The 23003-nt window shown below is 37.5% G+C and carries 16 protein-coding genes and 1 CRISPR repeat array; of the genes, 4 read left to right on the forward strand and 12 right to left on the reverse strand.

Annotation, left to right across the window (positions count from 1 at the left end; all coding sequences use genetic code 11):
• Positions 1-26 precede the first annotated feature (26 nt).
• Positions 27-1460: a CRISPR direct-repeat array (repeat unit 47 nt; unit sequence GTTGTGAATTGCTTTCAAAAATTATTATCTTAGTGATTAGTCACAGC).
• 57 nt (positions 1461-1517) lie between these two features.
• The 5 genes from cas2 to katG all read right to left on the reverse strand — a co-directional run bounded on the left by cas2 (position 1518) and on the right by katG (position 11416).
• The gene (cas2, locus tag AC4IFE_RS17275) at positions 1518-1856 is read right to left on the reverse strand and encodes a CRISPR-associated endonuclease Cas2 (RefSeq protein ID WP_490758387.1); all 339 of its coding nucleotides are present in this window, start codon (positions 1854-1856) and stop codon (positions 1518-1520) included.
• Positions 1853-2746, reverse strand: a complete 894-nt coding sequence (cas1, locus tag AC4IFE_RS17280; RefSeq protein ID WP_490758388.1) for a type II CRISPR-associated endonuclease Cas1 — start codon at positions 2744-2746, stop codon at positions 1853-1855. The genes cas2 and cas1 overlap by 4 nt, the downstream gene beginning before the upstream one ends.
• The gene (gene cas9, locus AC4IFE_RS17285; protein WP_490758389.1) at positions 2743-7035 is read right to left on the reverse strand and encodes a type II CRISPR RNA-guided endonuclease Cas9; all 4293 of its coding nucleotides are present in this window, start codon (positions 7033-7035) and stop codon (positions 2743-2745) included. Before cas9 ends, cas1 begins: the two co-directional genes overlap by 4 nt.
• 733 nt (positions 7036-7768) lie before the next feature.
• Positions 7769-9004: a phage tail-like protein gene (locus AC4IFE_RS17290; protein WP_490758390.1), complete on the reverse strand. Its 1236-nt coding sequence runs from the start codon at positions 9002-9004 to the stop codon at positions 7769-7771.
• A gap of 132 nt (positions 9005-9136) precedes the next feature.
• On the reverse strand, positions 9137-11416 hold the full coding sequence (gene katG, locus AC4IFE_RS17295; RefSeq protein ID WP_490758391.1) for a catalase/peroxidase HPI: 2280 nt from the start codon (positions 11414-11416) through the stop codon (positions 9137-9139).
• Positions 11417-11740: 324 nt separating this feature from the next.
• Here katG and AC4IFE_RS17300 point away from each other — a divergent pair, with 324 nt between their 5' ends.
• Both AC4IFE_RS17300 and AC4IFE_RS17305 read left to right on the forward strand, forming a co-directional pair.
• Positions 11741-12202, forward strand: coding sequence for a heme-binding domain-containing protein (locus AC4IFE_RS17300; RefSeq protein WP_490758392.1), 462 nt, complete (start codon positions 11741-11743; stop codon positions 12200-12202).
• 12 nt (positions 12203-12214) lie between these two features.
• The gene (locus AC4IFE_RS17305; RefSeq protein WP_490758393.1) at positions 12215-12628 is read left to right on the forward strand and encodes a thiol-disulfide oxidoreductase DCC family protein; all 414 of its coding nucleotides are present in this window, start codon (positions 12215-12217) and stop codon (positions 12626-12628) included.
• Between the two features lie 99 nt (positions 12629-12727).
• Here the strand turns inward: AC4IFE_RS17305 and AC4IFE_RS17310 are convergent, their stop codons facing one another.
• Entirely contained in the window at positions 12728-14161 is a 1434-nt protein-coding gene (locus tag AC4IFE_RS17310) for an alpha-amylase (RefSeq protein WP_490758394.1), read from the reverse strand.
• A 188-nt stretch (positions 14162-14349) separates the two neighbouring features.
• Here AC4IFE_RS17310 and AC4IFE_RS17315 point away from each other — a divergent pair, with 188 nt between their 5' ends.
• Both AC4IFE_RS17315 and murA read left to right on the forward strand, forming a co-directional pair.
• Positions 14350-15027 (forward strand): DUF4290 domain-containing protein, encoded by a 678-nt coding sequence (locus AC4IFE_RS17315; RefSeq protein ID WP_490758395.1) that lies wholly within the window; start codon positions 14350-14352, stop codon positions 15025-15027.
• The gene (gene murA, locus AC4IFE_RS17320; protein ID WP_306844771.1) at positions 15027-16334 is read left to right on the forward strand and encodes a UDP-N-acetylglucosamine 1-carboxyvinyltransferase; all 1308 of its coding nucleotides are present in this window, start codon (positions 15027-15029) and stop codon (positions 16332-16334) included. The genes AC4IFE_RS17315 and murA overlap by 1 nt, the downstream gene beginning before the upstream one ends.
• 77 nt (positions 16335-16411) lie before the next feature.
• On the opposite strand, the gene AC4IFE_RS17325 is transcribed toward murA, so the two are convergent.
• The 6 genes from AC4IFE_RS17325 to AC4IFE_RS17350 form a co-directional block, all read right to left on the reverse strand.
• Positions 16412-18337 (reverse strand): DUF2207 domain-containing protein, encoded by a 1926-nt coding sequence (locus AC4IFE_RS17325; protein WP_490758396.1) that lies wholly within the window; start codon positions 18335-18337, stop codon positions 16412-16414.
• A 3-nt stretch (positions 18338-18340) separates the two neighbouring features.
• A complete protein-coding gene (locus AC4IFE_RS17330; protein ID WP_490758397.1) occupies positions 18341-18889 on the reverse strand; it encodes a LemA family protein in 549 nt (182 codons plus the stop codon).
• 309 nt (positions 18890-19198) lie between these two features.
• Positions 19199-19510, reverse strand: a complete 312-nt coding sequence (locus tag AC4IFE_RS17335) for an NIL domain-containing protein (RefSeq protein WP_490758398.1) — start codon at positions 19508-19510, stop codon at positions 19199-19201.
• Positions 19511-19759: 249 nt separating this feature from the next.
• On the reverse strand, positions 19760-20431 hold the full coding sequence (locus tag AC4IFE_RS17340) for a YiiX/YebB-like N1pC/P60 family cysteine hydrolase (protein WP_490758399.1): 672 nt from the start codon (positions 20429-20431) through the stop codon (positions 19760-19762).
• A 46-nt stretch (positions 20432-20477) separates the two neighbouring features.
• Positions 20478-20960 carry a DUF1801 domain-containing protein gene (locus tag AC4IFE_RS17345; protein WP_490758400.1) on the reverse strand — a complete coding sequence of 161 codons (483 nt, stop codon included), beginning with the start codon at positions 20958-20960 and terminating at the stop codon, positions 20478-20480.
• Between the two features lie 123 nt (positions 20961-21083).
• A complete protein-coding gene (locus tag AC4IFE_RS17350; RefSeq protein ID WP_490758401.1) occupies positions 21084-22880 on the reverse strand; it encodes a T9SS type A sorting domain-containing protein in 1797 nt (598 codons plus the stop codon).
• Between the last annotated feature and the right edge of the window lie 123 nt (positions 22881-23003).

Here is a 23003-nt window from a genome sequence, read left to right on the forward strand (position 1 = left end):
GAATAGTACTGTAATCTCATGTCTATGTTGTGAATTGCTTTCAAAAATTATTATCTTAGTGATTAGTCACAGCCATAGCTGCTATCCTTTGATGGCCGGCCAAGTTGTGAATTGCTTTCAAAAATTATTATCTTAGTGATTAGTCACAGCGAATTCTGTGTCAGATAAATATTATTCTGTGTTGTGAATTGCTTTCAAAAATTATTATCTTAGTGATTAGTCACAGCAAGGTTTCTTTTTTATTATTGCGTCTCATTGTTGTGAATTGCTTTCAAAAATTATTATCTTAGTGATTAGTCACAGCAGTAACATTTGAACAGGTTTTAACATCACGGTTGTGAATTGCTTTCAAAAATTATTATCTTAGTGATTAGTCACAGCTTGGCGTCAATCTTCGTTTTAATGTTCGCCGTTGTGAATTGCTTTCAAAAATTATTATCTTAGTGATTAGTCACAGCGTTTCTTTTCGTCTGCCATAATCCGGGGTAGTTGTGAATTGCTTTCAAAAATTATTATCTTAGTGATTAGTCACAGCCACACCGCTATACAATTCTTCGTCGATGTCGTTGTGAATTGCTTTCAAAAATTATTATCTTAGTGATTAGTCACAGCAGACTATTCGGGCGGTACGCGCGTTAGTGGGTTGTGAATTGCTTTCAAAAATTATTATCTTAGTGATTAGTCACAGCGCAAGACGTACCGCCGTCTATTAACCCGCTGTTGTGAATTGCTTTCAAAAATTATTATCTTAGTGATTAGTCACAGCCCTAGCGTATCGAAAGTAGCCACGCCGTTAGTTGTGAATTGCTTTCAAAAATTATTATCTTAGTGATTAGTCACAGCCCCATTTTGTCGGCACTTGTATAACTTCGTGTTGTGAATTGCTTTCAAAAATTATTATCTTAGTGATTAGTCACAGCAAAATTCGCCGCCGCCATCGTCGCCCGTCAGTTGTGAATTGCTTTCAAAAATTATTATCTTAGTGATTAGTCACAGCGAGATAAAACAGGCTATATTTATCTTTACCGTTGTGAATTGCTTTCAAAAATTATTATCTTAGTGATTAGTCACAGCGAAGGCTGTCTTTCACAATCAAACCACGCCAGTTGTGAATTGCTTTCAAAAATTATTATCTTAGTGATTAGTCACAGCGGATTTTCGTATCTTTACATAGTCAAACAAGTTGTGAATTGCTTTCAAAAATTATTATCTTAGTGATTAGTCACAGCATCTTGATTCGACATTCCATTGGTCGAAGTGTTGTGAATTGCTTTCAAAAATTATTATCTTAGTGATTAGTCACAGCTTTTCATGCTGTATTCTTTAATAATTTTATGTTGTGAATTGCTTTCAAAAATTATTATCTTAGTGATTAGTCACAGCGAACATGGATCAGTACCATGATGTGAATACGTTGTGAATTGCTTTCAAAAATTATTATCTTAGTGATTAGTCACAGCCTCAAAATTTAACCCACTGAATAACAGTGGGTTTATTTATTATTTAGGATTTAAAAATTAGAATAATTCAAGCTGCTGGAAGGTTGGTGGTGGCTCTTCTTTATTTCTGGCAAAAAAGATTTCAATGTCACCAAATTGTTTATCTGTAATACACATAATGGCTACTTTTCCGGCTTTAGGAAGCATAAATTTTACTCTTTTGATGTGGACCTCAGCATTTTCTCGACTCGGACAATGGCGCGCGTACATTGAGAATTGAAATAATGTAAATCCATCATCAATAAGCGCTTTCCGGAAACGGTTCGCATCTTTCATATTAGCCTTGGTCTCAGTTGGCAGATCATATAGTACTAAAACCCACATAATTCGGTACGCATTAAACCTTTCAGCATTCATATCAGTTCAGGATAAGAGATCAGACGTTTTTCTCCTGTATAACATTTATAAAGTGAAGTAACTGTTGTTTTTACAGCTACCATTAATGGTCTAGTTTTATTATCAATCTTTACATCTTTTGTTGCAATCTGCAATATGTGAGCTTTAAACTCTTTTGTCAGCTCATCAGAATTTGATTTTTTTGTTAGCCAACCCATAACCAGTATATCAACAAAGGGGCGATAAGGCTCCATCAGATCATCGGCAAGACAATAAGGATTATATTTATTTTTATGAAAAATTCCTAAAACAGGCAGCAATCCTGTTTCTACAACTGCTCTGGCAACAATACTTCGTAAAACAGAATATCCGAAATTGAAAAACTGATTGGGAGAATCTCCAAAACGCTCTCTAAGAAAATCCAAATTGATAAGATACTTCCAGTAATGTTGAGCAGCAATGCCTTCCATATTGGTAATGTCGCCACTTTTTACATTTTTTTGATATTCCAGCATTGGTTCATAATAATTACCTAATCTTAACAAAACTTCTTTCTGGTTTTCAATTTTGCATTCAATAGTTTGTTTCCACAGCTGTTTTTTAAGTGGTTCGCTGGCTTGTAACTGATCTTTCACTCTATCAGAGTGTTCAGTATGTCCATACATCGGCAGCATTATTCCGTGTGGTAAATGATGAGCGTCACAACTTATTATTACAATATTATTTCCCATCATTTTCTGAATTAGATTATGTGAAATTGTAATTTGAAAATGATCTAACATCAATAACCCTAAATCTTCTACAGGAACACTTCCCTTCTCCAATTTCGTTTCAGGACAAAGAATTTTCATCTGCTCATCTTTGAGTTTCAGATATGCCGGATTTCCTATATAGATTGAGCGGGTGATCATTTATTATGCTTTGAGATATTACCGAGACGATCTATTTTCAGTTTAATACAATTCTCTTTAATCATTGATCCGTCAATTGCACGTTCCATTTTATTTAAAGTTGAAAATTCTGCTTTGTTAGCAATAGATGTGGCAACATCTTGTCTAATAAAAAAAATCTGACTTCCTGAGAAACTGACTACTTTATAAATATTCCTCTGCTTCTCTTTTACTAAATTCTTAAAATCGATACTATGCATATTTTCAAGCTCATCTCCCGAAGGGATATAGACTAAATCATTCGGAGAAAGTAAAAAATCTTCTTTATTCTTAAATGAAACAGAATCCAACCCTTGTTTTTGTCTTTCAATGACTTCATTTAGTGGAATGGTTTCATAGCTTCTTTTTCCTTTACCATCTGTATATACTGCAAAAAACAGATTTGTACCTTTGGCAGCTTCCACATATTTATCTTTTTTATTTCCTGTTTGACCCACAGGGAATTTGCTTCCCAATTCAAAAATCCTAACTTTACTGATAGGCTGATGTAGTTTACCGTCATTAAAATTTTCAATATTCTTATTCAAATCTTCAATTCCTTCTGGTGAAAATGCTACTTCAGAGCTTCCTTTAAATTCTAAATAATTCTTTAGAATCTTCTGAATACCCATATCTGTAATTGAGTTTATTGTTTTCAAATCAAATGAAGCATCCAAACTCTTTCTTGTTGCAGTTAATATTTTCCCTTTCGGGACTTTAACCCAGGATAAATCTACTTTCCCTGAAACAGTTTCTTTATGCATCGGCTTTCGTATCGCCCAATTTACCCCCTCCTGTTTTACTAATTCTTTTGTTTTAACACCATCTTTTTCAACCCATTTTTCGTAATAATTAGTGGCTTTATTAATCACCCGTAAGTTTTGTTTAAAGCTGATAATTATTGTCTCTAATTTATTTTTAGCATCAACAGTAAAACTATCCCAGGGTTTCAAAAACTGTTTAGGAATTTCTTTCTCTGTTTTTTTGCTAGTTTGAGGATGATTGTAAACTACCTTTTCAAACTTCATCAGCTTTCTTTTTAAATCATATCTTTTTATATCAGATTTTGCTGATTGATTATTAAGCAGGTTAATATGGTCTTTGGTTGCACATGCGATTACCAAAGCATCCATGGCATGATGACGATGGTCTATTCTTTTCTTAGAGAAACCTTTTGAAAGCTCAATAGGAACAGTAGGTAAGAACTTCTGATGGTTTTCGTTCCAAGCTGTAAAATTATTCGAATTGGTCAATTGATTCATCCTTTCAAAACGAGGAAGTATTAATTCGTTCCAAATATCATTCAATCCCCAGTCTTGTTTCAGTTGTGTTGTGACCTTTCCATTTCCTGGAATAATATTTTTAGAATTTACGCCTTCATCAGTTCCATCTTCTACCCGAACAATATGGGAAAGCACTCCTGAAATATATTTACTGATGTGCCGTGTATCATTTAATTGGCGTTCAATCATTTTTTCAGGAATATCCTCTAAAAGAAGCTTAGTTCTTTTACTCCGGTTTTTGGCATAATGCTTCTTTACAAAATCTTCATAAGCTTCGACTTCAAATACCCTCACAGTTTTTCCAAAGCCACATTCTACTGTAGCTCCATGAAACTGTTTGATAAAACCGAGTCCGATATAGTTATCTTTTAATTTATTAACCGCAGACTCGCAGATAATTTTATTGTTAAAGCTATCATCGAAATAACGGCTTTGGGGGATAATATGCTCAATTTCATATTCCGGTGTAAATAATTTATTCAATGGAATAATTTCTCCGGTATAGGGCGAGCGGTACTTTTGCTCAAGCCAAAGCTTATAACGTTTTAAATCTGAAGAAGGTGGCTGTGCTGTTTTACTGATTTTTAAATATTCATCTTCAATTTCAATTTCAGAATTTAAAACACCCTCTTCATAAATCTTAAGAATTTCCTGCTGCATCGGTGAAAAAGGACGAACATTTTCCACCTCATTATCATTCATCATTTCGGCTAACAAAGCTTTGATGCGGAGATTGGTATTCTCGTTTTCTGTAACCATATTGGTCAGTTTTTTACGGTCTTCTGCAGTGTTTTTCATTTCCCTGCCTAATTCGATATGAATCTCATTGAAGAAATCTTTTGCACCATTCCCATATTTAACCCAAATATCTTTCACGACACGAAGAGTCTCTGTAATCACCTGCTCTACGATTGGATTACGAAGTGAGTGCTGTCTGAATTCTTTTAAAAACTCTTCCAAATCATCTGCAGAATTCCATTTTCCTAAAACAGAGGCTTCTGAATGACGGCCATAAACTACATATTGCGCTAACCATAGTGGCAAACCCTGAAAATGATTTTCTTGCGTAAGATGTAATGCTTTTTCCCTGACTCTATCTTTTATATTTTCATCAAATTCGCCTGTGATGATTTTTCCAATTCTTTCCTGAGATTCTCCATCAATACTTTCCCAATTCCAATATTTCCCCAAACGCAACATGGGCAAGAGTTTTTTGATAGCTTTTTCTGAGAAAGAACCATATTCACTTTTAAAAGGAGGAAATTTTTTAAAAGTTTCAAAAAATGATTTTTCATCCAAGTTCTTCTTACGAGCAAATGATTTTAATGCTTTTTCGTATTCTGTTTTATCTTTGACAGAATAGATCATATGCCATATACTGTGTTCTATTTCCTTCGTCAGGAAATTGACCGGACAATTTTCAACTTTTTCGAGCCTTGTCGAAATCATTATTTTGGTTTCATTGCAAGGATATTTTTTGTCTTCTACATAATTCCATCGATGTGTTTTTTCATTTAACTTAAAATGTTTAAGCAATGCTTTTTGGTCAATCTCCTTTCTGCTATTTAAAAAGTCAAACAGGGCTTCGTAATCTTTTATATTACTTAAAAACTCGTTTGTTGCATTCGTATCATCAGTTTTACTGTAAATATTCAAATTAAACATCCACTGCCAAATACGGAATTCCTGATAATAAGGATTTGATTTTGGAATCGTTTTCAAATATTGTATCTGTTCCACTCCATCTTTATATTTATATTTTCTGGACTCCAGAGTACAATTGGAAACAGAAGATTTCTGACTTCTTAAAGGTCTTTGATAAAAAATAATATCATCCAAAAATAAATGAACAAAATCTTTTTTACTCAATGTTATTTGATGAGCTTCATTATTACGGTATAGTTCTCTTATACAGTCATTATACAAATCCGTATTTTGCAATTCCAAGTGAAATTCTTTTTGCTTTTCCAGGATTTGTCTCAGTTCAGCTTTATAAAATTTTCTTTCAATCGTACGAACGAGTTTTCCTTTAATTTTTTGCTTAGAATTTTGAAGTAAGGCATCATAAATATATGCTCCGACAGTTTTATGAGATTTATCGATTTCCTGTTCCGTTTTCTTTTTTACAAGCGTCCAGTCATTTTCACTTGGTGCACGAAAACTCCTTTTCTCATTTCCTTCCTTATCAGTTTTAACACTTCCATCATCATTTAGATCAATCGTTACGATAAAATCTCTTATCTTATCTTTCCAATCAAATAAAGAGATTTTGCTCGAACGCCTATAGATCCATCCGTTCTCTAAAATCAATGAATACCAAATGTCTGGTTTTCCTCTTTGAGGATCGTCAGCTAAAACATCCACAATTTTTAAAGAATAAAATTCTACCAATTTATTAGGATTTTCTTCCTCTTCTTCACCACGTAATTGGTAATACCCTCGCTTCTGATTAAAGTTCAAAAGAATCCAGGCCAATTCTTCTTTCTCTATTTTTTGAGTAAGTGCCTTTTTTCGAAGATAATAAATTGTCCAGTCAGAAGGAATTTTCTTATTATTTTCTAAAAGATGAGGCTGATGTTTTTTGAAATCTGACAGCATTTCTTCAAAAGAATTTTTAAAAATAAATCTACTGCTATCATAAACCAGTTTGGGTTCGGATTCTTCTTTGAATTTCCCAAATCTTTTTTCAAAATCAATCTGAGAGGAATAGTGTTCCGGCAAAAATCCTAAGACATTCAAAACCCGGTGAAGTCTTTCCCTGCGTAATAAAAATCTTTCACGCAGCCTCCTTACCCCTCTATAGCCTGTACGCTCTGCTGTTTGAGAAACAGAATTGCCTTTTCCAAATTCACCTAAAATATCCTGAGACATAGGAATAATCCGGCTTCCCATTCCAAGAATCTTACCTTGTTTATTTTTAAAATCCTGCTGAACCAGTGCCCAACCGATAGAATTTGTTCCTAAATCTAATCCAAGTATATTTTTCATATTGACTATCAATTATTTAGATAAAAATAAAACGTTTATTTTTTAACTCCGTACCAATTTAATAAAATTATTTATATTTGTTTTAAATATAGGTAAGTATTCGACTGACGAGTTGAATATGCTAAGGTCCAAACTTAACATACATCTCTCCCGAGGATATGTAACAAACCTATACAAATGCTAACTACACAAAAACTAAAATTTTGATCAAAATTTAAGATTGTGCGGAGTTAGTTGTGAATTGCTTTTACAATTGGCTACTCATCTTTTGAGTAGCCTTTTCTAATTCTTATATTGAAGCTATCTTCCTTGTATTATTTATCTTATTTTTCATAACTATATAAAAATAGAAAGAAAAAAGTTATTCAAATTATGGGTTTCCGTAAATCAACTAATCAATTTTTAATTTATATTTGTCTTAATAATTTTGAAAAGCAATTCACAATAAGGATTATTCCGTTGTGAAAACATTTAGCGCCTCGACTATCTTCGGGGCATTTTTTAACTTCACATTCTATTATTTCTAGATAATAGTTTTGCAGAAATTCTAAAGTATCTATATGAACATGTAAAACTATTTGAGATAAAATTTATGTATTCTTATGATTACTCATAAATCTACGTGATCAACTGCAACTACACAAAAGCCTTTAAAATAAATAGTTTTAAAGGCTTTTGTGTTTTAATGCGAAAAACAATTCTTTAGAATAGCTCCATTTGATTAATAAAGATTTTAATATCTCGAAATCACCACCCAGGCTGAGCCGGTACTTTGCACTACAATTGCTCTTCCCCAATCACTGTTATTCAAACCATAATTGGTAAAATTGCCTCCGTTAATCCTAAAATTTCCATTAACAGTAACATTTCCAGCTGTATCATTGACCAGATTATAAACTTTTCCTTGATTGGCTGCCGTTGCAGCCGGAAGTGAAATATTTCCTGTAACAAGGATGGTGTAATCATCTGCTGCAACAGGCCCTGAAGACATTGTCCGTATTTTTGCATTTAAAGATGAAGCATCTTTCCAGGATAACGTTCCGGCCCCGTCTGTCGCTAAAACCTGACTGGCCTGCCCGCTCGTTCTTGGAAAAGTATAATTTCCCTGTGGGGTACCGGAAGAATCTTTATAAGAAAAAGTAACTCCTTTAAGCTTTTCAAGGGTAATATCTGTTGATCCTGTCCCAACTCCATTATGGCTCAAGGCAAGATTACTGATACTTCCATTACTTATCCCCCATATAGAAGCATTTACACTTTGATCCAGGTTATTTGAAACTAAGGCAAAGGATCCACCGGTAGACTCTGAAAAAGCAGCAATGCTTCCTCCACCTAACCCATTATTGGATTGTAAACTGCTTATTCCCGGCCTTGTCATTACTACACTTGTATTTGTAGCAGCAGAAAGGTCACTATTATCAGCATAATAAAATCCATTGGCTGTTGTTCCTAGAAGATGGGTATCTATACCAAAATAGCTGCTTCCGCTTCCGTATTGAGCCTTCATATCACCTTTCACTTCAAATTGTCTGTCGGACACAGCATCAGCAGCAGTAAATCCAATCCCTACCTTTCCATTTTGATAAATGTTCTGACCATTAGAGGTGGCAGGATTGGCTGTATTTTGTAAATTCCATGGAGATGCGGAAATTCCGGTATTCAGCTTTACCCATTTATCCAAATCTCCGTTAAAATAGTAATATCCAACGGTGGTTACGTCAGCAGTTTGCCCACTTAAAGCCCCTGCAGCAGTTACATATACTAATGCTCCTGTTTGTAAAGGTGTATAAAGTTTAAGATTGAGTTGGTCACCTGTAATTCTTGGTGCGATAATCCCGTCAAATTTTGAGGTATCGGCCGGATTTCCAGCTACATCCAGTGTTGCGTTCGGAAGATCTGTATTAATACCGACTTGACCAAAACTAAAAGACCCTACCAATAATAGGGCAGGAAATAATTTTCTTAACATATCTATTTGTTTTTTATTAACAAATATATAATTAATTTGAATATTTTGTCATTTTAAAATCAATTAAGATAAATATCTATAAAAAAAGACAGCTTTCACAGCTGTCTTCATAATATTATGTTAAGTTTGTAGTTACTTTAAATCAAATCTGTCAGAATTCATCACTTTAACCCAGGCAGAAACAAAATCATTTACAAATTTTCTCTGGGCATCGGAACTCGCGTACACTTCCGCAATCGCTCTCAATTCAGAATTGGAACCGAATACAAGATCTGCACGGGTCGCTGTCCATTTTGGCTGTCCTGTCGACCGATCGGTTCCCATATACAGTTCCTGATCTTCCGAAATAGCTTTCCATTGCGTTCCCATGTCGAGAAGATTAACAAAAAAGTCATTGGTAAGTACTCCCGGACGGCTGGTAAATACCCCATGTTTTGATCCGTCAAAATTCGTGTCCAGTGCACGCATTCCGCCTATAAGTACGGTAAGCTCTGGTGCCGTCAGGGTTAAAAGCTGTGCCTTATCAATTAGTAAGGATTCTGTAGATACACTGAATTTCTTTTTCAGATAGTTTCGGAATCCATCTGCTGCAGGCTCCAGATAGCTCATGGATTCTACATCGGTCTGTTCCTGTGAGGCATCCATTCTTCCGGGTGCAAAAGGAACTTTGATATCATGCCCTGAATCTTTTGCGGCTTTTTCAACGCCTGCACTTCCTGCAAGAACAATTACATCTGCCAATGATACTTTTTTATTGACAACTTGAGTGTTATTGAATTCTTTTTGAATATTTTCCAAAACCCCTAAAACTTTCTGAAGCTGAACAGGGTTGTTTACCTCCCAATCTTTCTGAGGAGCCAGCCTGATTCTCGCTCCGTTGGCACCACCGCGCTTATCACTTCCTCTGAATGTGGATGCGGAAGCCCATGCAACAGATACTAATTCTGAAACATTTAATCCTGAATTTAATATTTTCTCTTTTAGGAGGTCAATATCCGCATCATTGATCAGTTCATGATCAACCTGAGGAATTGGGTCCTGCCAGATCAGTTCTTCCTGAGGTACATCCGGTCCCAAATATCTTGCTTTAGGTCCCATATCTCTGTGGGTAAGCTTAAACCATGCTCTGGAGAAGGCATCTGCAAATGCATCCGGATTTTCATAGAAATGTCTTGATATCTTTGCATACACAGGATCCAGCCTTAAGGAAAGATCTGTTGTCAACATTGTAGGTCTATGTTTTTTTGCCGGATCAAAAGCATCAGGAATGATCTCTGCCCCGTCTTTGGCGACCCATTGGTGAGCTCCGGCAGGGCTTTTCGTCAGTTCCCATTCATTTTCAAATAAATTTTTAAAGAAATAATTGCTCCATTCGGTTGGTGTTTCCGTCCAGGTTACTTCCAGGCCACTGGAAATAGCATCTGTCCCTTTTCCTGATTTATAAGTACTGCTCCATCCTAATCCCTGAAGTTCAATTCCCGCTGCTTCCGGCTCTTTTCCAACGTTATCAGCAGGCCCCGCTCCATGCGTTTTTCCAAAAGTATGTCCGCCGGCAATTAAAGCTACAGTTTCCTCATCATTCATTGCCATGCGTCCGAAAGTATCACGGATATCTTTGGCAGCTGCAATAGGATCAGGATTTCCGTCCGGACCTTCAGGATTTACATAAATAAGTCCCATCTGTACGGCAGCAAGAGGTTTTTCGAGGTTTCTGGAGTGAATATCTCCGTCTGCATCATCATCAGTTGGAAGTACTCCCCTTCCTTCTACTACGCCTTCAGAACCGTGAGCATAACGCAGATCACCTCCAAGCCATGTTTTTTCTGTACCCCAATACACATCCATGTCCGGTTCCCAAACATCTTCACGCCCTCCTGCAAAACCGAACGTTTTAAAGCCCATAGATTCCAGAGCGATGTTTCCTGTAAGGATCAAAAGGTCTGCCCATGAGATCTTATTTCCATATTTTTGCTTGATAGGCCAAAGTAGTCTTCTGGCTTTATCTAAGCTCACATTATCAGGCCAGCTGTTCAGAGGGGCAAAGCGCTGCTGTCCTGAACCTGCTCCTCCTCTTCCGTCACCAACACGGTAAGTACCGGCACTGTGCCATGCCATACGGATAAACAGGGGACCATAATGCCCGAAATCGGCAGGCCACCAGTCCTGAGAATCTGTCATTAATGCATGGAGATCTCTTTTTACAGCTTCAAGATCAAGGCTTTTGAATGCTTCCACATAGTCAAAATCTTTATCCATAGGATCTGAAAGAGATGAGTGCTGGCGCAGGATGTCTACCCTAAGCTGATCGGGCCACCAGTCAAGATTCTTGGTTCCGCCGCCGGCCACAGCTTCTTTTTTCATTGTTCCGTTGTGGAACGGACATTTACTAATGTCATTCAAATCTTTTTCCATTGTCGTTTATTTTTATGTTGATATACAATTTCTATTTTTATAAACACAAACTTACAAAGCTTAACCGATAAATACAATCTATTAATTTTTATTTAAACAATAGTTAAAAACTATAATAAATTGAATTTTACATCATTGTTGCCTACAGGATCTTAAAAGAGGTAATAATGCAATTAAGTTAATAAAAATTCAGGAACAGGTATATAAAAAGCAAGACCAGGCTGCCATATTTAGAATGATTCAAATGAGTATTTATGTTTTGATAATCAATTCGTTCGATTTAATAAATTTTGATTATTTTTATAGTTCAAGAATATAATTGATATGAAAAAAATCCTGGTTGTTCTGCTTGTTGCATTTATTATTATACAGTTTTTTCCGATCGACAGGACCAATCCGGCTCCAACGCCGGGAATGGATTTCCTTAAGATTAAAAACACGCCGGAACCTATTGCAAAGATCATCAGAACTTCCTGCTATGACTGCCATTCCAATGAAACTGAATATCCGTGGTACGCCAGCATTTCACCAGCTTCATGGTTTGTTAAAAATCATATAGAAGAAGGCAGAAAGCATCTTAATTTCTCTACTTTTGCAGTATATGAACCTAAGAGGCAGGCTCATAAACTGAAAGAATGCATAGAAATGACAGAAAAAGAGGAAATGCCACTGGAATCCTATTATGTAGGCCATCAGGATGCCAAATTAACAGCTGAACAACGTAAGGAGCTGGTAAAGTATTTCAAACAAGTAAAAGAAGATACCGAAAGGAAGATGCTATTTTAAAAAATCAAAGTCATGAAGGAGAAATGGGAAGATAAGCATATCGTATTTTTTGACGGCGACTGCGGCTTCTGTAATTTTTGGGTGCAATGGGTCCTTGAACGGGATAAAAATGACAGATTTATGTTTGCATCCCTGCAGTCTGATTTTGGACAGAAATTTCTGTCTGAAAGAGGTCTTGAAACTAAAGCATTCAATACCCTTTACCTTTGGAAACCGGGACAGTATTACTTCATCAAGTCACGTGCGGTACTTCAGATTGCTGCTGTATTGGGTGGTATTTACAAGCTGTTGGCCACAGGAAAAGTAATTCCTGTATCTTTAAGTGATCCTATATATGACCTTATCTCAAGAAACAGGATAAAACTGGCCAACCAGAAATGTTTTCTTCCGGATGGTGAGCAAAAAAAGAAATTTATTGAAATATAACTTAAATTCTGAATTGCAGACTAAAGCTCATTTCTCTTGATCAGTACTTTAAATAATAAAAAAAGCAAAGATGAATTCATCCTTGCTCTTCTTAAATTTTTATTGGTTCAATGACCAGATTGAGTAACTGTTTGGCGGAGCCTGAACTTTTACCCATTTATCTCCCTGCGTGGTTGGATACCAGCCAGAATTACCTGTAAAATCTTTTATCTGCTTACTGCTCCAGTTGGTCTCTATCCATCTTTCCTGCCAGCTTGATGAATTATTGATATAAACGACCAGACCGGGATTCCCGTTATAGCCATTACGTCTTGCAATATATTCATCATTATCCGTATAGAGTATGGAAGTGGTTCCCGTAGCTTTATTATTGTGAATCCAGATCAAATTGTTCAGCCTTTCTTTGTTTAACCATTCTTCGTAGTCACGGTAAAAAATGGTAGGATACCCCTCGTGAGTAAGGATATAGGCGTAGGCTGGCATTTTGTTGTTAATGATGTCGGTATCATGATTGGCTACGAAAGTCACTGCTTTATATGGGTTTCTTTTCCACATCATGTCATCATTCAGAACATTTAAATTCCCGTTGTCAAAAGCTTCATCCATTTTATAGTAGGCCGCAAAATCAAATACAGAGCTGTTCGCGTTATTGGCCCACCATTCCAGGGTATTTACGTTGGAATCCCACAGCTCGCCAACGGAAAATCCACCTACGTTGGAATTCCAGTTATTGACCACCCAAGGGCCGAAGCCTTTGACATAATCAAATCTCCATCCGTCAAATTTCATGACATTCTTATAATATTTCCCTACAGAATCATCTCTTCCCCAGAGCCAGTCCTGTACATAAGGATTGGCATGGCACAGGTCCGGAAATCCTCCGAAAGCACCTTCATCATTATTCCCGTAAGAATTTTTGTAGAAGTCATTATAGCTTCGCTGAAATTTTCCGGAAGCCACTCCTGAAAAATCTGTCCAGGTATTCGTTCCGGTGAAAGGATTGGCCTGAGACTGGCCGCCACTGTTATGATTGATGACAATATCTGCATACACCTGCATATTTTCTGCATGGGCTTTTGTGATCAATGCTTCCAGCTCGGTCCGGGAGCCAAAACGGGTTTCTACACTTCCGTTCTGGTTAAAATTTCCGAAATCATAGTAATCTGTAGGATCATATCCCATAGAATAAGCTCCATTCTGAGCTTTTGAAGCGGGTGGAAGCCATACTGCACTAATTCCGGAGTCGGACCAGCCTGTAAGCTTGTCTTTCACAGTGTTCCACCAATTTCCACCCTCGGGAACATCCCAGTAAAACCCCTGCATCAGGACCCCGCCTCCGGGACCGGATACAAACTTTCCGGCTACAGATCCGCTTCCTGTACTGAAGGGCCGCCCGTCATGGTTGGTAACATTTACGGTTTTAGCATGAACTTCTTCTTTCTGAAGGCTTTCATTATCGTTTTCATCACTGCTCCGACAGGAACTTAAAAGTACTAAAGACAGCATCGAAACTAAGAAATGTGTTTTTTTCATACGTGTATTTTAATTATTAATCTATTAACTAAATTACAATTTTATTGAAACAAAACATATAAAATACAAAAAATTTTCATTTTCACCAAAAGATTCCCGACAATGGCTGTATAAAAAATTCATTAAAAAATCATAAACTTTTAATAATTTCAAAGCAATTTTTCTTTTAATCCATATATTTGCATACTATGGAATACAATACCCAAAAAACTCAGCTTCATATGCCGGAATACGGCAGAATTATACAGCAGCTGGTTGAACGCTGCAAAGAGCTCCCTACCAAAGAGGAAAGGAGTGAAATGGCTATGGCCATTATCGATTTTATGGGTCAGAGAAACCCTCAGCTCCGTGACGAAGAAAATTATAAACATAAACTTTGGGATCATCTTTTCATTTTAGCGGAATATGATCTTGATGTGGATTCCCCATACCCTTTTCCTACCAGAGAACAGCTTGCCGAAAAGCCTAAAAAAATGGATTACCCTAAACTTCAGGGAGATTTTAAATTCTACGGAAAAAGTATTCTTCAGCTGATAGAAAAAGCTATCGAGCTGGAACCCGGCGACGAGAAGGAAGCCCTGATCGAAGTGATTGCCAACAACATGAAGAAATCTTATAATGTATATAATAAGGAACATGTAACGGATGACGTTATCTTCCGCCACCTGAAGGAGCTTTCTGAAAACAGGCTGGATCTTACGGGAATAGAATCTCTGGAGAAAAGCAAAATCTACTATACCAGCAATAACAACAACAGCAGAAACAACAGTAACAGCGGCAGAAGCAGCAACAGTAATAACAACAACAATAATAAAAACCAGACCAATAAGAGAAGGCATAACAACAACCATAAAAACAGAAAGTAATGAGTGGAACATTTCAGATAAGAGGAGGGAAAAGACTGCATGGTGAAATCACTCCACAAGGGGCAAAAAATGAAGCCCTACAAATTTTATGTGCTGTCCTGTTAACAGATGAGGAGGTAAGAATTAAAAATATTCCGGACATTCATGATGTAAACAGACTGATTGAAATTCTGGGCGATTTCGGGGTTAAGGTAACCAAGAATGGTCAGGGCGATTTCACATTTAAAGCTGATAAGGTCAATTTCGATTATATCAAGTCTGATGAATTTAAAAAAGACGGTGCCAAACTGAGAGGTTCCATCATGCTGATGGGCCCTATGCTTGCCCGTTATGGTGAAGCGTATATGCCGACTCCGGGAGGTGACAAGATAGGAAGAAGACGATTAGACACTCATTTCCAGGGACTTGTAGAACTTGGTGCTGAATTTAATTACGACGAGGATGAATATTTTTATTCTTTAAAAGCTAAGGAACTCAGAGGGAAGTTTATCCTTCTGGAAGAGGCTTCTGTAACCGGAACTGCGAATATTGTAATGGCCGCAGCTCTTGCCAAAGGAAAAACAAGAATTTATAATGCTGCCTGTGAACCTTATCTTCAGCAACTGTGTAAAATGCTGAACAGAATGGGTGCCAATATTTCCGGGATCGGGTCCAACCTGGTCACGATTGAAGGGGTAGAACATCTTCACGGTACGGAACACACGATGCTTCCGGATATGGTAGAGATCGGATCATGGATTGGTCTTGCTGCCATGACTAAATCTGAGATCACTATTAAAAATGTCAACTGGAGCCAGCTTGGCGTTATCCCTAACACTTTCAGAAAATTAGGAATCGAGCTTGAGCAGAGCAATGACGATATATTCATTCCTGCCCAGGAAAATTATAAGATCCAGAAGTTTATCGACGGATCTATTCTTACCATCTCAGATGCTCCATGGCCTGGATTTACACCGGATTTACTATCAATTATCCTGGTAGTAGCCACTCAGGCAAAAGGAAGTCTTCTGGTTCACCAGAAAATGTTTGAATCCAGATTATTCTTTGTGGATAAACTGATTGATATGGGTGCACAGATTATTTTATGTGATCCGCACAGGGCAACCGTAATCGGACTGAACCAGGAAGCTCCGTTGAGAGGAACTACAATGGTTTCCCCGGATATCAGAGCAGGAAATGCCCTTCTTATCGCAGCGCTTTCTGCAGAAGGAAAGTCCATCATCCACAATATCGAGCAAATCGACAGAGGTTACGAGAATATTGACGGAAGACTGAAAGCGATTGGTGCTGATATTGAAAGAATTTAGAAATATATTATTCTAATCCAATAAAAAAGCGTTCAAATTAATTTTTGAACGCTTTATTTTTTTACAGGCTTTAACGGCTACCAGCCTCCGCCGCCACCTCCGCCGCCTCCGCCACCGGAGAATCCACCACCACCTGAACCACTGCCGGAACTGGATGGTTGGGTAGATGCAGACTGTATGGACTGCGTAAGACTTGAGTTCAAGGTATTGGCAAAAGCATGATGATTCATTACACCTCCGTAATACCAGGTATTATGATATTCAGCTGCTGTTCTTTTCAACAGGTCATCAAATTTCTGTCCCCAGATCTGATCCACTCCCATGACCATGGCAAAAGGAAGCAAAGTTTCGAAAATCTGCGGGGTCATCTGAGGAGGATTATGGAATTTCAGCTGTTCGTTTTCGGCTGCCCCCATATACATTTTGAAACCATCTATCAGGGATTGTTTTCTCAGCTTTTCTTTGGAGGGCTGTTTGATTAAATATTGATAAAGTACCATTACCGAAAATGCCAGCACAAGAAAAATATAGCAGACACTAAAATTGATGCTCCCGCCATCTGTTCCTTCCTGAGAAACTACCCCTCCAATTCCTAAAGCAATACTGAGAGGAATAGGAATAAAAAATAAAAGTTTCCACGACAGTTTCTTTGCTAAAAATGCTATTAAAGCAAATGCAATAAAAATAATAATATATAAAATTACTCCGGCAAATACCTTTTCAGGCTCGGGCAATATATTATAACTTACGAATAAGCCGAAACCATACATCAGACTGATAATAAGCCATGGAAGCACCAGTTTTTTCTTATTGTTTCCTTCATTTAAAAAATCATCGTGCTGAAAACTCAGTGTTCCTTTAAAATTCTGAACAGCAGTTTCAATTTTAGAATTGTATTTCCCATCAAACTCTACAGAATCTTCAGATGCTGAGAAAAGACTGTTCATCAGGTTAATTTCTTCCTTCGGAAGGGTTTCATCTGCTTCTTTTAATTTTTTAAGTATAAAGGTTTTGGTATTGAAAAAGCCCAGCAGACCGGAATTTTCGCTTTCTATGATCTTTACATATCCTTTTACAGCAAGGCTGACAATAGCAGCCGTCAGGTATTTGTTCTTAAAGCTTTCGGAATTGATATACCCCAGAGAGGCCGGTGAAAGGTTTTCAGGAACATTGAACTGCGGATAAACGGTAGGGGTTTCCGGATCTATCCCATATTTCATCCAGGTTGAATAAAGATACAGAAGCAATCCCAGGAATATGATACATCCCCCAATCAACACTCCATATTTTTCCAGGAAAGTAGGTGGCGGAGGCGGAACCATAATTCCTTTTTTGAAACCTACCGCGATGGTAAGACCTTCATTGGCACGAAGGTCTGAAGCGCCCCATTCTATGGACTCACCGGACAGCACTTTGGCAGTACAGTTCTGGCTGTTGCTGCCGTAAGCTCCGGTATAGCAAGAGTTCTGGATAATCCCGGCTCCGGCAGGAAGGTGTACTTTTGCCGAAATAGTGTCCACATCGAAATCCCAATAGGTACCGTTTACATTCCAGTAAAACTCATCATATCCGGCAAAGAAGCCGATCTGGTTTTCTGTTTTATATTTTATTTCATAGTCATAGGTTCCGGGATCCAGGATCACATCTTTATTTCCTGCATATATTTTTAGATAGCCATCTTCTTTTTCTTCATGATAGTCTTCCTCTTCCCCGTTTTTTTTCACTGAAATAATATGATATCTTACTTTCTGGGTTTTATGGTTCAGATTTCTGGATAAAGGGAGCGCCCGAAAAATTCCTCTTTTGATATTATTTCCGAGACTGTATACTTTAATATTTTCAGTAACGGTAGCACCTGAATTTTTATCAATATCAATATCGGAATGGAAGGAAATGATTTTTTCCGGTCCGGTAATGGACAGCTGATCTGTCCGTCCCAATTCGTTCTGGGCAAAGGCTATGAAAAAAAACTGAAGAAGGAAAAGCTGCAGCAACTTTTTCATTTCTTAGAATTTTACGGTTGGAACTTCTCTTTCCGCAATATTTTCCAGTTCGAAGAAAGGCGATTTTTCAAACTTGTACATATTGGCGATAATATTGCTCGGAAAAGATTCAACTAAAGTGTTGTTCTCACGGACAGTTCCGTTATAATACCTCCTTGATTTCTCAACATCATTCTCAATAGACGTAAGCTCGCTCTGCAGTTGTTGAAAGTTGGTATTGGCTTTCAGATCGGGATACTGTTCTGCTACGGCAAACAGATTCATCATAGCCTGATTCAGGTTTTTCTCTGCTGCTTCTTTAGCCTGAACGGAATCTGCACCCACAGCCTGGGTTCTGGCTCTTATCACACTGTCAAGGGTTTCCCGTTCGTGGGTAGCATAGCCTTTCACGGTCTCCACAAGATTGGGAATAAGATCATGCCGTTTCTTAAGCATCACATCGATACTGCTCCAGGCCTCCTGAACCAGATTTTTCAATTTTACCAAACGGTTGTAGATGGATACGGCGTAAATAAGGAACATTGCAATTAAAGCAATAATAACTATGGTCATAATTTTTATGTTTTGTATTCTTTAAAAATACTGTTTTTTTGAATCGGAAGAGTAATTAATTATTTTAGCCTATTTAAGCTGAATAACTATTATTTTCAAGACATTAAGAAGAATTTGTGGAAATTTAATCAAGATCAATTATTAAGATCCTGTAAGGCCTTGTAAGGATTGTTTTAATGCATTTAACAGCTTATTAGTCTTAATGATCAGAAAACAGAAGTTTAATTATGTTGATGCCAAAACACCTATAAAAAAAGTATCCGATAAAAACCGGATACTTTCTTGTAATTAAAACTATATGAATCTCCCCTAAAAATACTTACGGCAGTTATATTCCACCATGGTACTTAAAAGTTTATTTTTATTCAGATAAAATTCCAGCTGCTGGTAATCTTCTGAATTAACATTAATGTATAACTGTACCGAACCAAAACTGTTTCCGTTGATATATTCTACATTAGCAGACAGCACCCTGTGACAGATCCCGAACTGATTATAGATGGTATTCATTAAATGCTCAAATTTCATTTTGCCATTTAATTCTATTTCAAGTATCAGTTCTTTTTTAGGCAGGCCCATTTTGTTGGGTAATACCTGCAGCGTAGGATTAGGTGTAATCATCACTAAACAATTTTTTGGTTAAACATTTTCTAGATCATGGTTGCTTTTGCGTTAAATCTTTGACAAAAGTATAAAAAATTATTAGTCCACCAAATTAGTGGACTAATAATTTTAAATTTTAACTAAAATTTTTTTTAAGTTTAATATTAAAGAATTACTACATCAAACTTTTTGGTCCAATTTTTAACCAAAAAAATACCCCTAAAGATCATTGCATCTTTAAGGGTAATGTTATTCCTTAAGCGTCATTTATAATTCTCCTACCCTTTCCAGCTTTTCTGAAGCAGCCAGCCCATTGGGATTGCATCCCGGTTGCCCTTCAGGAACTTCCAGATTCTTCTTTTTGTAAAATTCTGTCCAGAATTCATTGGTTTTACCGGTTTTCGGATCAATAAATGTCATAGGCTCCAGCCTGAATATATGGTTCTCCCTGAATGCTCTTTCAATATAATCTGAGCAGTAGTAAGAGTTTTCGTCCAGGATATAGTTGAAATTATATGGCTTCCCTATCATGGATTCTGCTTTTTTAAGAGCAGCCGGAATAGATTTCTGATATTCGGGCCTGAGGCGGTAGATTATTACTTTCTGACCGTCATCAGCCTGATCTTTAAGAAAAGATATCAGATCCTGTTTTTGAGAACCTCCTTTGGGAGCCGCGTGCAGAACGTACCAGTGATTGTTTTGTTTTTCTACAATTCCAATATGATCAAACGAGGCCTCTTTCTGCTTTTGAGTAACATTATTGATCGCTCCCGAGAGGCCGGTTTCTTTTGCAGTAACAAAAAGCAGATCTCCGTTCATCAGCTTCCCGGATTTAGCCTGAGAGTTACATTGCTGCAACAACAAAATAACAGCGATGAAAACAGCACAGGTCAGAATTTCAGGAATTTTTTGAAACAGATCTTTTTTAAATTTAAACATAGTATTGATTGCCTGATACAATCGGGATTTACAATTATTATTAAGTCTATTTTTCTTTTGAAGCAGATTCCTTACTTTTTTTAAACTGTGTTTCATAGATATTGATCCAGTCTTCAACGGTCATTTTTTTACTGACCTCAGCAATGAGTTCAAAAGGAATATCATCCAGTTTCTTGAACCTTACACAGGATTTCCCCATATCGAGCTTTCTTTTTGAGTATTTGGGGTATTCAGCTACAAACCAGTTTAACAATTCAGGATCTGCATAAATTCCCATATGATAGAATGCGATAAAATTTTTCTGGGAAGCCAGAGCCATAAACGGTAATGGTGTACCTGGTGCACAATGGTAGCCGGCCGGATAGGTTTCGAGCGGAACACCCCAGCCAACCATGCCGTAGCTGATATTTTCCCGGAAGCCTTCTGGCAGGTTATCATTTATGGTATCAAATAGCTTTTTGAATACTTCCTGTCTTTCTTCAGGAATTTTTGAGATATAATCGGTTATAGAGTCCGCTGGAATTTGCATTTTCAGTACGTTTTAATTTCTTTCAAAATAACAAAATTTATGAATACTGTAAACGAAATTTAATCAACAAAAAACGGCAGTACATGAATGCACTGCCGCTCAACTTTATTGACATTAAAAAAATTATTTTTTAACAGCCTTCACCGTAGACTGTGATCCGTCTTTGAAGTAGATGGTAACAAAATACAGACCTGCATTCAGTGTACTCAGATCAAGCTCTTTTACAGCTCCTGCAATTGTTTTTACAGTTCTTCCGGAAGAATCCCCTACCGTTACAGATTTCACTTCTCTATGATCTGAAATATAAAGAATTTCTTTAAACGGATTTGGATGTACCGATACTTTCCTGATACCGTCTTTCACTTCTGAAGTACCCAGCTGGGCACTCTCAACAGTAAAATTATCTACATAAAAATTATAGTCAGGGTCATCGTTCACTGTTCCGTCTGTCCCGTAAAACGCAAATACGGTATTGGCGCTGTTATATCCTCCTAAAGTGTAAGCATATTGGGTTGAAGTATTGGTCGGCGCGTTAGCCTGGTTCCATGTTTCTAAAACAGTCCAGGTTGTTCCGCCATCATTGGATACTAAAAACTGAATAACATCATCGGATCCCATCGGTGAAGCATTCGTACTAAGATACGCTGCCACACCATAATTAAATTTAACTTTATATGTTCCCGCAGAAAGATTGAAAGGCACTGTTTTTAACCAGCCCGTTCTGCCTGTTGAATATAGATTGATCGTCGCTGATCCTCCGGATCCGGTGCCTAAGAATCCACCAGACATCCAATAAGACGATGTCCCCGTAGGACCTGTAGCAGGAGTACCTCCGGAAAGGGCTCCGGTCCAGCATGTTCCCGGAAAGCTGCTGAAATCATTAGTGTAAGTGGGAACCACAGCCCCACACAAAGTGGTAAATGTTCCGGATAATGACCAGCCACTCTGAGACGTTGCTGTGCTGCAATTGCTTCTTACCCAATAATAATAAACTGTGCTTGGCGATAAAGAAGGAATGGTAAAAGAAGTTCCTGTAACTCCGGGATGGTTAGGCACTGTTGCTGCTGTAGGCGCTGTATTGCTGGTGCTGTAATAAACATCATAGCTTACTGCCTGAACACTGGCCGGTATCGTCCATGAAACCTGAGCAGAATTTGAAGTAAGCGTACCTACAGGCTGAAGCGTTGGTGCCACACAATCTGTATAGGCATCAGCAGAGAAAGCAAAAACATTAGCGATTCCTGTTCCGCTGACTTTGGTTACCGTAACACTTTGAATAGGTTTTGTCTGATTGGCAGCATCGATAGTCAAGGCAGACTGATACAGTCTCGGATTCGAAGAATTGGGCTCTAAAACATTATTGCTTCTGTTGATTCGTCCGATTCCCTGTATGGCATAATTCGATCCGCCATACCAGTCGGAGATCGCTACCCCCGAAAATGTCTGGGAAGTGTTATCCGTAAAATTGACGGTTACATTAACTGTACATGTTCCGCTTCCGCCAGTTGAAAGCATATACACTTTGAAAGCTGCAGCCGGTGTTACAAATGCAAGCGTTCCGCTGTTACTGCCGGCAGCATTGCTTGAAATCTTTAAGGAATTGTTTCCGGACAGATCCCCCAATTTAAAAGTAAGTCCGGGAGTAGAACTTACTGCAGAATTTATGATTCCGTTGGTGGGAAGTCCGTAGGTAAGCGGCGCACTGCTGGAAGTGAGCTGAAAATCCCTTGATACAAATGCAAAAGATACTCCGTCAACATCTTCTGTAGTAGACGCCATCGCCGAGCCAACACCGTTGGCAATGACATCTGCCGTATATCCGGACTGGACAGGCATGGTCTGAAAATTTTGGGCATTCATGGTAGATGCCGCAAAAAGAGTCATAACAGATAAAATCCTCAATGGTAAATGTATTTTCATAATTATTTTTAATTAGTGCTTAAATTTAATAAAAAAGCCAATACAAAATCGATATTATTGCAAAATTATTAAACATTATATGATTACTTTAAGATATCAATATATTAATCTATATAAAAACAT

The sequence above is a fragment of the Chryseobacterium sp. UF-81 genome (assembly GCF_058245105.1).